10 protein-coding genes are annotated in these 12,105 nt (G+C 42.0%); 3 read left to right on the top strand and 7 right to left on the bottom strand.

Annotated elements, in window-relative coordinates:
• From WCM76_16265 to WCM76_16255, 3 genes are all read right to left on the bottom strand, one after another.
• Positions 1-3,698 (bottom strand): choice-of-anchor L domain-containing protein (locus WCM76_16265; GenBank protein MEI6767185.1); only part of this gene is annotated, 3,698 nt, incomplete at its 3' end.
• Positions 3,699-4,345: 647 nt separating this feature from the next.
• The gene (citF, locus tag WCM76_16260; GenBank protein MEI6767184.1) at positions 4,346-5,890 is read right to left on the bottom strand and encodes a citrate lyase subunit alpha; all 1,545 of its coding nucleotides are present in this window, start codon (positions 5,888-5,890) and stop codon (positions 4,346-4,348) included.
• 4 nt (positions 5,891-5,894) lie between these two features.
• Positions 5,895-7,127 carry an aldolase/citrate lyase family protein gene (locus WCM76_16255; protein ID MEI6767183.1) on the bottom strand — a complete coding sequence of 411 codons (1,233 nt, stop codon included), beginning with the start codon at positions 7,125-7,127 and terminating at the stop codon, positions 5,895-5,897.
• 191 nt (positions 7,128-7,318) lie between these two features.
• Here WCM76_16255 and WCM76_16250 point away from each other — a divergent pair, with 191 nt between their 5' ends.
• Positions 7,319-8,008, top strand: a complete 690-nt coding sequence (locus WCM76_16250; GenBank protein MEI6767182.1) for a hypothetical protein — start codon at positions 7,319-7,321, stop codon at positions 8,006-8,008.
• Between the two features lie 71 nt (positions 8,009-8,079).
• On the opposite strand, the gene WCM76_16245 is transcribed toward WCM76_16250, so the two are convergent.
• Both WCM76_16245 and WCM76_16240 read right to left on the bottom strand, forming a co-directional pair.
• Entirely contained in the window at positions 8,080-8,403 is a 324-nt protein-coding gene (locus WCM76_16245; GenBank protein ID MEI6767181.1) for a hypothetical protein, read from the bottom strand.
• 157 nt (positions 8,404-8,560) lie between these two features.
• On the bottom strand, positions 8,561-8,851 hold the full coding sequence (locus WCM76_16240; protein MEI6767180.1) for a hypothetical protein: 291 nt from the start codon (positions 8,849-8,851) through the stop codon (positions 8,561-8,563).
• 165 nt (positions 8,852-9,016) lie between these two features.
• Between WCM76_16240 and WCM76_16235 the strand changes: the two genes are divergently transcribed.
• Positions 9,017-9,682: an immunoglobulin-like domain-containing protein gene (locus WCM76_16235; protein MEI6767179.1), complete on the top strand. Its 666-nt coding sequence runs from the start codon at positions 9,017-9,019 to the stop codon at positions 9,680-9,682.
• A 133-nt stretch (positions 9,683-9,815) separates the two neighbouring features.
• Positions 9,816-10,496, top strand: a complete 681-nt coding sequence (locus tag WCM76_16230) for an immunoglobulin-like domain-containing protein (GenBank protein MEI6767178.1) — start codon at positions 9,816-9,818, stop codon at positions 10,494-10,496.
• Positions 10,497-10,552: 56 nt separating this feature from the next.
• Here the strand turns inward: WCM76_16230 and arsB are convergent, their stop codons facing one another.
• Together arsB and WCM76_16220 are read right to left on the bottom strand one after the other, a co-directional pair.
• Positions 10,553-11,644, bottom strand: a complete 1,092-nt coding sequence (gene arsB / locus WCM76_16225) for an ACR3 family arsenite efflux transporter (protein ID MEI6767177.1) — start codon at positions 11,642-11,644, stop codon at positions 10,553-10,555.
• Between the two features lie 37 nt (positions 11,645-11,681).
• Positions 11,682-12,047: a four helix bundle protein gene (locus WCM76_16220; protein ID MEI6767176.1), complete on the bottom strand. Its 366-nt coding sequence runs from the start codon at positions 12,045-12,047 to the stop codon at positions 11,682-11,684.
• Positions 12,048-12,105 lie beyond the last annotated feature (58 nt).

Below are 12,105 nucleotides of genomic sequence, written 5' to 3'. Positions count from 1 at the left end.
GTATGTGTTCCGGCTGTTACTGTGAATACGTTTGATGTGGCAGCAATGCCGTCAATAGTATATGTGAATACACCGTTTCCACCGGTAGCAGTTGCAGTTACGGTAGCTGTTCCGCCGAAGCATGCGATAGCATGTGTTTCAGCCAAGGTCAGGCCAACAACGGGATTTTCTATAATCACGATTGTTGCGGTATCAGAACAACCATTATCATCGGTAACAATTACCGTATGTGTTCCGGCTGTTACGTCGAAGGTAGAAGTTGATTGTGAAGTACCATCAAGGATATAAGAATATGTTCTGTTTCCTCCTGTTGTATAAGCTGTAACAGTCGCGGTTCCACCATGACAGGGAATCGAGGTTGTTTCGATAAGTGTAAGTTCAACAGGGTCGTTCTGGTTAATGGTGATAATTGAAGTGGCTGTGCAGCCATTTCCGTCAGTAACGATTACCGTATGATTTCCGGCAGCTACAATAAATACATTACCATTCTGTTGAACGCCATCAAGTGTGTAAGAATATTGACCGTCTCCGCCTGTACTAACTGCAGTAAGTGTTGCATTTCCGCCGAAACAAGCTACCGGAGTGGTCTCTGTAACAGTAAGTCCAACCGGTGCGTTTTCATAAACTGCGATACTTGCAGAAGCGGTACAACTGTTTTCATCCATCACATAAATAGTGTGAACACCGGCGCCTAGTGTAAAAACATTGCCGGAGCCGAAATTCATTCCATCGCTGCTGTATGTGAAAACGCCGGTGCCACCGGTAGCTGTTGCTGTTACGGTCGCGTTTCCGCCACTGCAAAGTACCGGGCTGGTTAAAGTCAGCGAAAGCGCTACAGCTGAATTTTCAGTGAGTGTAAGCGTACTGCTTACTGAGCAACCATTGGCATCAAATACGGTTATTGTGTGAGTGCCCGAGCCAAGGCTGAACATATTTACTGTGTTGAAGTCAATTCCATCTACAAAATATGTGTAAGGAGCTATGCCGCCGCTAACAATAGTTTTAACACTGGTTTCGCCACCGAAGCACATAATGGGGTCGTTGACAAGTACCGATAACTGAAGTTCGTCAGGCTGGGTAATTGTAATGCTGGCTGTTGAAATACAACCGTTATTATCTTTTACATAAACGGTATGTGTACCTGCAGGCAGGCTGAAGATATTTGATGAAGTGTACGTTACTCCATCACCGCTGTATGTGTAAACACCGGTACCGCCGGTTGCATTTGCCTGTACTGTTGCATTTCCACCAAAGCAGGTAATCGGAATTGTTTGGTTGAGTGCAAGGGCAATAGCGCCGTTTTGAGTAACGTTTATAGTTCCTGTTCCTGTACAGCCATTACCATCTTTCACATAAATGGTGTACGTTCCGGCAGACAGCATGAACTGATTATTCGAACTGTAAGTAATGCCGTCGAGACTGTATGTAAAGGATCCGTTACCACCTGTTCCGCTTGCCTGTACGGTGGCCTGACCACCATTACACAATATCGCGGCAGTCACCGAAAGGGTAACACCCACAGGATTGTTTTGTGTAACGGTAACCGAGGTCGTGGCGGTGCAGCCGTTGCCATCTTTTACGTAGATGGTATAGGTGCCGGCAGCGAGACTGAAGGTATTGTAAACATAATAATTTACACCGTTGGTGCTGTAAGTATATGAGCCGCTACCACCGGTTCCGGTTGCTGTTACCGTGGCATTACCACCATAACAGGCAATGGGAGTAGTTACCGTTGCAGTGACACCTACCTGTGTATTCTGACCAACCGTAATGACGGAACTGGCTATACAACCGTTGCCGTCTTTTACATAGATGGTGTATGTTCCGGCGGGTAAACTGAAGCTATTGGTGGATGCATAGTTTACACCATTTTTACTGTACGTATAAACACCATTACCACCGGAACCGGTTGCGGTAACAACAGCGTTGCCTCCAAAACAGGCAACCGGTGTTGTAACTGCGAGGCTGATTCCTACGGCAGCGTTTTGAGTAACAGTGATAACAGAGCTGGTAGTACATCCGGCACCGTCTTTTACATAAACGGTATGTGGCCCGGCTGCGAATGTGAAAATATTTGTAGCTGAATAATTCACACCATCGATACTGTATGTATAAGGACTTGTGCCTCCAGTAGCGCTTGCTGTTACGGTTGCATTACCTCCATTGCACAAAATAGGTGTTGTAAGTGCGAGGTTGAGGTTGATTGAACCTGAGCCTATTGTGAAGTTGAGCGTTTGCGAATTGCAGCTGTATCCGTCGTAAACGGTAACCGTGTAGTTGCCCGGAGCAAGTCCCGTAAAACTGCCCTGATTCTGAAGTGTGCCACCGTTCAGCTGATACCTGAATATGCTGGAACCACCTGATCCCTGAACGGTAATAGTGCCATTGTTGACACCATTACAAGCGGCATTTGTGAACGACGATGTTACGGTAAACGGATCGTATAAAGTCAGTGTTTTGGTGATAACATTCTGGCTGCATGGACAACCATTCGAAAGTGAAATAATAAGAGATTCGCCGTTATCGCTGATAGCATCTGCTGCAACTGTCCAGGGAACTGTGACTGAAGTAACGTTCGCCGGAATTGTAACAGTGCCGCTCGGGAATGTATGATCTGCAGAAGATGCAGTGCCTGACAGTGTATAATTGATTGTCAGCGGAGAGCTGAGATTATTGAGATTATTTCTTGAAAAGACCATATTGTAACCGCAGCCTTCATGAACATTGTCTGTAGCGTTTCCAAGCAGGTCATAGTTAACAAGACTGATAGGGTCGGAGATAAAGCTTTTGCCTTCAATGAATACGCCTGAATCCCATTTTTTATCACCAACGTCGGCAATTGCCAGTTTGATATGGTAAGTCTGACAGGGTGTAACAGGCCATGATGCTGTAAGAACAACGGTATATCCGTCAAATTCTATCGCTGTACCGCCAATATTATTTTGATAATAATTTGCATTTTTATCGGGGCAGGTTTGAGGATTGTGAGAAGTTTCGGTATTCTGATTCCAGCCACCAACATGAATATTATTAATAGTAACGGGAGTAACCATGTCGGGAAGTAATGCAATATTCTTTGCATTGTTGCTGAATCCCTGATTACCTGCAATGCCCGGACCGCTGAGTAAAAATGCAAACACATCATTGTACTGGCTGCATGCCCATTCCGGATATTCTTCCGAAGCAAAGATGTATTTAAACTCAACAACGTTACCTGCCGGAATAAAGTCGAATTCCAGCACAGCAGCATCTTGAGTAAGATTGCTGCCTACAATAACGTTCAGGTCTGCGTTACCTGCCGTTCCCAATTGTGTGGTGCGGTTACCGTAAACATTCGGGCCAACAGCAGTGCTGACATTACCCGTCGACATTACGATACCCTGTCCCAATGGGAATCCTGAATTGTTTGTGGCAAAGGAGCCAAGAGCGGCCTGATTGCCCGTGAAAACCACGTTCGAAGCCTGCAGACAGCCTGATACCAGCATTGTCTGAACCAGCGTTGTTGGGGTGTAGGTCGAGCCCGGCAGTGGAGTAACTGTTATCGGGTTCGAGGTTTTCATCTGATTCACGAAGTTTATCGTGTTAATCTCAGACCTTGGATCAGAAACCGATTTGCCGGAAATCTGTCCAAATACAGACATCGCAGAAGCCATCAGTACCATGCTGATAGCAACTACATTTCGTAAGCATTTTTTCATACGATTGGCGTTGTTGTTTATTAGAGTTATTATGATTTTATAAATTTTAGATGAACACTAGATAAAAATCGACCTAATTTTCGTACCGTAAAGTTAAAACATTGTGCGGTAGTGTGATTGGTTTAAATGTTAAGTAAATGTGAATTGCTGTTGTTGTGGATAAGTTTTCCAGCTTGTCAATAAGCATGTAAAATATCTGAAAAACAACGATTTGGGATAGGTAAATTTTAATTAGCTGATACGTTTTAAAGGTAGATTGCAATAATACATGATAAACAGCTTATTAATATCGACAAAAGCTAAAAAACAATAGACGAAAAAGTAAAAATAACTTTTTGTTTGTAAATTAAACCTAACAATAAGCATTTTATGTATTCGATAATTGGTATAAAATACTATAAACTCTTATAAAAGAGTATGTAAGTACTATTTGTGTATAATAAGCTAAACCAACAAATCTAATAGATGACGATATTGTTATTAACAAATAAATAACACAGAGAGAATTGCAGAAAACAGGTTTATTGTCCTGAAATCATATAGTTAAATGTCCTGTGCCAATTTGAAAATGTTTGCACTTTTGGGAAAAATAATATTCTAACAGGAATTTAATGAACCTTTATTTTAAGAAGAAATTATGAAATTCCTTATTTTTTGAGCTTCCAGATTGAATCAATTACGGTACCGTCAACCCATTTTACAACAGCTACAACTTCATCTTCAAACTGTGGTTTATCGGGTACTCCGCAAATCATTTCTGCTTCTTTTTTTAGCTCTTCAATAGTTTTAATAGGTAAGCGGCTGCCTTTCATTTTTTCAATAAGGTCAGTACGCAACGGATTGATTGCGATTCCTCTTTCGGTCACAATTACATCGATGAGTTCGCCCGGTCCGCAAATGGTGGTAACAGCATCCAGAATCACCGGCATACGGTCGCGGAACAAGGGTATTGGAAGAATAGTGCATTTCGCAAAAAGACAGTTTTGCCATCCCCCGATTCCGTGCAGCAATACGCCATCGGAATGGGTTACTACATTCGCATTGAAGTTTACGTCTACTTCGGTCGCTCCCAAAATGGTAACATCAACCATACTGGCAAAATTCCCTTTGCCATGATAGTTATAGCTTGTAAATGGACTCGTATTAAGATGATTCGGATTTTCACGCATGGAGCGTACTCCTTCAAGGTCGAAAGTTTGACCATCGAGAATGTAGTCCACAAGCCCTTCTTCAAGCATATTTACAAGATATTTATTGCTGCCACCCCTCGCAAAACGTGCCTTCCAACCGCGCTCCCTCAGTATATCCGCAAAATAAATTCCTATTGAAAGTGCCGTTCCGCCGGCTCCCGCCTGAAACGAAAATCCATCGTGTATTATTCCCGCTTCATCACAAAATTGTGCCGTCCACTCGGCTAACAATAAGCGGTCGGGACTCTTCGTAATCTCTGTAGTTCCTGAAACGATTTTTTCAGGGATGCCTATTTTATCTACCACTACAACGTGGTCAACGTAATTGCCGTGAATCTGCCAGGGTACACAGGGAAAGGGAACCAGGTTGTCGGTTACTACAATTACTTTATCGGCGTACTGCGAATCGGCCAGCGCAAAACCAAGCAGTCCGCAGGCTGCAGGACCACGGTCGCCGGTGGCATTTCCAAATGCATCGGCAGTTGGAGCTGCAATAACTGCAATATCAACGTGCACTTCGCCATCCTGAATTGCCTGATAACGGCCGCCATGCGAACGGAGAATGCCCGTTCCCTGCATCTTGCCATCGGAAGTATAGCGTCCGAGTGAACCGTTCATACTGCCTTCAATATGATGAATGGTGCCGTCTTCCAGATATTTTGTCATGAATGAATGACACTCAAATGATGCAGAGGGGCACCACATCAGTCCTTTCACGCCAAGTTCTTCAACAATGCTGAATATTTGTCCTGCCACCAGATCGCCGTTGCGGAAATGATGATGCGTAGAAATGGTCATACCGTCTTTCAAACCACACTTGATGAGTGCTTCTTTGAGCGATGATACTATTTTGTTTCCGTCGGCGGGATAATCGGCACATGTGGCAATCGGTGGCGCGTACTTCCGTCCTGTTGGCTTATGTTTACCAACACCTTTGTAAGGAACCGCTTCCCGTCCGTTAATTTCCTGAGGCACCATGCGACCCAGAGCGTTTTTTATCATGTTGTCATTTTTTTTCATTGTCTTCTTCCCTCCAGTTTTTTGATATTATTCCCAGTGATACAGCCAAACTAATGATTTTTTGCGCACGTTTTACTACCGGTGGATCTATCATTTTAGTGCCGAGCGAAACCACACCCAGTCCTTTTTCTGTTGCTTCAAAAAATGCATTCGCGATTTTTTTTGCCTTTTCTATTTCCAAAGAATCAGGTGAAAAAAATTCGTGGATTACCCTGATTTGTCTCGGATGTATGCAGCCCATACCATCAAAGCCAAGTGCTTTTGATTTCAGTACATTTTGCTTCAGCCCGTCTAAATCGGCTACATCTGAAAATACTGAATCAATTGGCTGAATACCGGCGGCACGGCAGGCATTCACTACCATGCTGCGGGCAAAAAACGATTCTGTTGCTTCAGCAGTACGTTTTACGCCCAGATCGGCTGTATAATCTTCAAGACCGATGGCCATAGAAACAACGTTATCTGCTGCAGTTGCAATCTCGTATGCTTTGAGCACACCCAGGCTGCTCTCAACAATCGGCATCAGCCAAACATCATTTTTAATAGAGTGTTTCTTTTTCAGCTCATCAATTCTCTTGTTCACCAATTTAATTTGTTCTGCACTTTCGCATTTAGGAACAAGTATGAGGTTCACGTTATGCGGAATAATGTAATCAAGGTCATCGAGTCCTGCCGGCACCTGATTGATGCGTACCATGCGTTCAGCACCGTAAAAATCAAGCCCGCGAAGAGCATTCCGTACCAGAAAGCGAGCTTCCGGTTTTTTATCGGGAGCAACTGCATCTTCCAGGTCGAGTATAATGCCATCGGGTTTGTGAATTCCTGCATTGAGCATCAGTGTTGGGCTGTTGCCCGGAAGATATAAGCGCGAAAAGCGAAAACGGTCACGAGTCGTGGAATAGTTATTTTGTTCAAGAATGTCGAATAAAAATTCTTTGCCTGTTCCGGTAAGTTTATGAATGGCGGCATCAATGCGAGCAGCAATTACCAGGGGCAATGCTCCTGAATCTTCGATGAGCAGCGATGCGTTTTTAATATTATGGAAGGCAAGAATATCAAGCGCCAGCTGCCTGTTGGTACGACCGTACATCACGCTGACCTTGCTTTCTATGGTAAGGTCAATGCCGCCGCTTTCTTTGATTTCAAGGCTTACGTGACAATCTGATCGAATGCCTTTTCCTTTATTCCCGGCCAGGGCCAAAACGTTTTTCTCCATCATACATTATATTAATAGAAATTATCGAAGGCAAATTTAACCTGAAATATGCATACGTTGGTTTATTGAGATGAAATATTTAGTCACTGCCTGCAGGAGAAATGTTATAAACCTTCATTTTCGGTATGAAATTTGAAAACTCGCAGTGAAAGCATACTTTTGTCATGATAAAACAATCAAAAACTATATGCGCCATGAAGGGGATGAAAAGATGTCTGCTTGTTATGCTATTTGCCTGCTGCTCAGTGCTGCAGGTTTTTTCTCAAGCTACGGAAGAAGAGATTCACAAAGAATTTTATAAATCAGACATGCTTATCAGCGTGCTGATTAATTATTTACCGGAAGGGTGGACATTTACCGAAGGGCAGGGGCGATTTTGTATCACCCGGAACGATTCGGTTTGGGTACTGGATGAAAAATGGATGGATGCCCCTAAAGAAAGTAAAGAAAGCCGCAATAAGCGTATTCAGGAAAAGGGTAAGAAAATCGTCTGTCAGTTGATTTTTAGTTACGAAGATAAATGGAATGTAGATAAGATACAGAAAGCCAGTATCATAAATGCTGCAACAATGGATCAAATCCGCAAATTGCCTGAAAAATATAAGATTACCGGTTTGAGAGACGAAAAGTTAAGCAGTAAACAAACTACTGTTTATACGGCAAAAACGGAAGCTGATAAAAAGAATCTGGATAAATATTATAAGGAAAAGAGTCAGCTTGAGGCTGGTTTGCTGAAGGTGCCTGATTTTAATTCAGAGAAGTACAGTCTTTTTATAGTTTCACGAAGCGGATTGTCGGATGATATGCATTTGATTTATCCTGAAAAAGCATCAACAGAATTGTATACGATACTGGCTACCTGCCGGGAAGTGCTTGGTAAATAGAGATTAAATGTATCGACAAAAAAATAAGCTGTCCTTTTGAGACAGCTTATTTTTTATAAGACAGTTAGGAATTAACCTTTTCCCTGACCGGCTTTTACTTTTTTAGGATCCGTTTTGGTTCCGCCTTTGGTACCACCTTTTGTGCCACCTTTTTTAGCTTTAGCTTCTTCAGCTTTAGCTATAGAGTCAGCTTTTGCTTTCTCAGCATTTGCAATTGAGTCAGCTTTTGCTTTTTCAACAGCAGCGATAGAATCTTGCATAGCTTTTTCTTTGTTAGCTTTTGCAATTGAATCTTGTTTTGCTTTTTCTTTAGCAGCTTTCTCTTCTGCGCTGGGGCCGCAAGCGATAAGGGCAACCATACCGGCGATAACGAATACACTTAATACTTTTTTCATTTTCTTTTGAAATTTTGGTTATTATGATTTAACGCGCAAAATTAATTTTTTTTTCAATGCAAAAATATATTTTCATAAAAATTATTAAAAAAACGTTGTTAATAAAAAAAACCTCCCGGTTCCCCGGAAGGTTTTTCAACTTCTCTTTAGTTTAAGATCAGCCTTTACCTTTGCCTTTGCCGGCTTTTACTTTAGGTTTGCCTTTGCTGGCTTTTTTGTCAGCTTCAGCTTTAGCAATGGAGTCAGCTTTGGCGGTTGCCTTGGCGATTGAATCCTGTTTTGCTTTTTCTACAGCAGCAATAGAATCTTGCGTAGCTTTTTCTTTGTTAGCTTTTGCAATTGAATCTTGTTTTGCTTTTTCCTTGGCTGCTTTTTCTTCAGCGCTTGGGCCGCAAGCAATAAGTGATACCATTCCGGCAATCACTAAAAGACTAAATACTTTTTTCATGTTGTTTAAGTTTAAATTTTGGTTAACCTTATGACAAAGGTAAAACATTTTTTAAAAAAAAAAGGTTTTTCATAATATTTTTGATTTTTACTAATATATTTGCACAATAATTGCCTCGTAGAGAAAATACAAATATCCTTTTATTAACCTAAAACCAGTTTAAAAATGAAAAAAGTATCAATTTTGATTGCGACTGCTGCTTTTATTGGCGGCGTTTTCTTTGTTTCAAGTTGTAAAAAAGACGACACCGGCAACCCCGTTGTTTCTTTGAAAAATGATGATGCAGCCCATAACAGGGTAACTCAATTTTCAGCTGCTACTTACACCGATCCGGGTGCAACTGCAACTGATGATACCGATGGCAACCTGACACCGACCGTTAGCGGCAGCGTTAACATGGGCAGCGCCGGCGAATACACACTTACTTATACAGCAACTGATGCAGCCGGTAACAAAACCGACGCCGTTCGTAAAGTAACTGTTGACGGAGCTCTCTACATTGCTTCTTACACTTATACTGCTACAGATTATCCTGATGGCGGCGTAACAGGTACACCCTGGCAGGAAACTATTACTCCTTCTTCAGTAACAAATAACAAAATCAACTTCCAGAGATTTGCTGATTATAACAATGGTATTGCTTACGGTACAATCGCTGGCGTTGTTATCACCATCCCGACACAAACTGTTACTTGCGGTACAACACCAGTTGCCCGCCAGTTTTCAGGCAGTGCAACTTTCTCAAGTGGTTTCACAAGCTTCACCATTAACTATACTGAAGTTACAAACGGTACAACAGCTACCGGTCACACAACTTATGTAAAGAACTAATTCATTTTTGTTCAGGAAAAGCTGCTCTGAGAAGAGCAGCTTTTTTTTTGACCGCCGGTTATAGATGTTGCTAAAAGCCATATATTTGTGTGGGATTGTGGCGCATTTTGAAGGACCCCATTAAATGAATCGTATGAAAGGAAGATGTTATTTTATTGTAATGACAGCTATTGCCGTTATTGTGCTCAGCGCCTGCAAAAAGGATTCGGACACATCAAATGATTCTCATACATCAACGGATTTTGTAAAGCCTGTGATTACGTTGGCAGGGCAAAATCCGCAGGTTGTGACACAATTCTCCGCGGTGTCATATGCCGATCCCGGTGCCACGGCGCTTGACGATGTAAATGGTAACGTTGCTGTAACTGCCTCAGGGAGTGTAAATATGAACCTTGCCGGAAATTATACGCGTTCGTATACTGCTTCTGATGCAGCCGGTAATACGGCCATTGTAAGCCGTGTTGTTGTTGTCAACGGTGCGGCCTACCTCGAAGGCAGCTACAATGTTCAGGATTACACAGGGTCGACATTTAATGGTAACTACACTGAAAACCTGAATTCTTCTTTTACCATAAATAATAAGATAGTATTTGCAACTTTTGCCAACTATGCATATTGTCCGGTTTATGGTATAGTTTCAGGTACTACGATAACAATTCCCAGCCAAACGGTGAATTGCGGGGTTCCGTCAGCTGACCATACTTTTTCAGGTGCCGGAAGTTATATCAACAATTTTTCTACGTTTACCATTAATTATACTGAGATCACTAACGGGACTTCAGCAACGGGTTACGGAGTATATTCTAGGAATTAATACTGCCCGGCGATGCTGCTAATGACGGTTGAGGAAGAGTTTAGGGGATTGCTTCGCTAAGCTCGCAATGAAGGTTGTGCCTCGGAGAAATATTTTTTTCTGAACCTGAAAGCTACGTTCACCAGTGCTATCATAACAGGCACTTCAACCAGCGGTCCGATAACCGCCGCAAAGGCTTCGCCCGAATTCATTCCGAATATTGCGATGGCTACAGCAATGGCCAGTTCGAAATTATTGCTTGCAGCCGTAAACGATAAGGTAACGGATTGTCCGTAAGTGGCGCCAATCTTTTTACTCATAAAGAATGAAAGTGTGAACATCGCAATAAAATAGATGAGCAGCGGCATGGCAATTAAAACAACATCCAGCGGAATTTTTACAATCGTTTCGCCCTTGAGCGAGAACATGACGATAATGGTAAAAAGCAGTGCTATCAGCGTAAGCGGACTTATTTTAGGAATAAATTTGGTGTGATACCATTCCTTGCTTTTTATTCTGATAAGGATGAAACGTGTCAGGAAACCTGCAATGAACGGGATTCCCAGATATATGAATACACTTTTGGCGATTTGCATTATGGTAATATTCTCAACAGCATTGTTTGTTGGAATGCCAAACCATCCGGGCAATACAGCAATAAATATATAGGCATATACCGAAAAAAACAGCACCTGGAAAATACTGTTAAAAGCTACCAGTCCGGCAGCATACTGTGTGTCGCCTTTTGCAAGGTCGTTCCATACAATGACCATGGCAATGCAGCGTGCCAGGCCTATCATGATTATGCCATACATGTAGGGCAGGTTGGCGTTGTTTTCACCGGGGAATAATTTGAAAAATGCGATGGCGAGTGCGAACATCAGCACCGGGCCAATAATCCAGTTTTGAACCAGCGACAATGACAAAACTTTCCAGTTGCGGAAAACGTCGCCCAGTTCTTCGTACTTTACTTTTGCAAGCGGGGGATACATCATTAGGATCAGACCAATGGCAATGGGTATATTCGTGGTGCTTTCAGGCGATGATTTCAATGATTCCCAGAATACGGCAATGGCAGGGAAAAAATATCCGGAACCAACACCAATGGCCATAGCCAGAAATATCCACAACGTGAGGTAACGGTCGAGAAATTTTAAACGTGTTTTCATAATAATCAATTCGTTGATTAGTCAATTTGAAAATTAGCTAATTTGAAAATACTATATGTGCTTTTTTGATGATACTAATTTTTGACAAAATCTTACAGACTACATGAAGTTTATCTTCCAGAATGTCCGGATTCGGATAGCTTTCAGATAATTTGCATAGAACAAGCCAGTATTCTGTTTCATCTGATTCTTTAGCTGCAATCTTTAGTTTATGAATGAAATCAACTTTACTTTCTGCATTTTGCGCCTCTCTCACATTCGCCCCAATAGAAGTTCGGGATTTTAGCAGCTGATTTGCAATAACAAATTTCTTTTCTTTTTCGAGCACTTCTGCGTACTTAATAATGTCGAGTGAATACTCTAAAGTCAGCTTCGCAATTGCATTTTCTTTGTCATTTCTCATTTCTTATCACTATTGTCCGATAAAAATACAGAATATTATTTTGCAAACCGCAACAAAT

Source organism: Bacteroidota bacterium (assembly GCA_037133915.1).
Taxonomy (GTDB): domain Bacteria; phylum Bacteroidota; class Bacteroidia; order Bacteroidales; family CAIWKO01; genus JBAXND01.
The sequence above is the reverse complement of the archived record's forward strand: the minus strand, read 5'-3'. Positions and strand labels throughout refer to the sequence as shown.

Excerpts from the sequence above, each read along its gene's own strand:
- citF (MEI6767184.1), bottom strand. The coding sequence starts at position 5,890 with ATGATAAAAAACGCTCTGGGTCGCATGGTGCCTCAGGAAATTAACGGA.
- WCM76_16255 (MEI6767183.1), bottom strand. The coding sequence starts at position 7,127 with ATGATGGAGAAAAACGTTTTGGCCCTGGCCGGGAATAAAGGAAAAGGC.
- WCM76_16250 (MEI6767182.1), top strand. The coding sequence starts at position 7,319 with ATGAAGGGGATGAAAAGATGTCTGCTTGTTATGCTATTTGCCTGCTGC.
- WCM76_16245 (MEI6767181.1), bottom strand. The coding sequence starts at position 8,403 with ATGAAAAAAGTATTAAGTGTATTCGTTATCGCCGGTATGGTTGCCCTT.
- WCM76_16240 (MEI6767180.1), bottom strand. The coding sequence starts at position 8,851 with ATGAAAAAAGTATTTAGTCTTTTAGTGATTGCCGGAATGGTATCACTT.
- WCM76_16235 (MEI6767179.1), top strand. The coding sequence starts at position 9,017 with ATGAAAAAAGTATCAATTTTGATTGCGACTGCTGCTTTTATTGGCGGC.
- WCM76_16230 (MEI6767178.1), top strand. The coding sequence starts at position 9,816 with ATGAAAGGAAGATGTTATTTTATTGTAATGACAGCTATTGCCGTTATT.
- arsB (MEI6767177.1), bottom strand. The coding sequence starts at position 11,644 with ATGAAAACACGTTTAAAATTTCTCGACCGTTACCTCACGTTGTGGATA.
- WCM76_16220 (MEI6767176.1), bottom strand. The coding sequence starts at position 12,047 with ATGAGAAATGACAAAGAAAATGCAATTGCGAAGCTGACTTTAGAGTAT.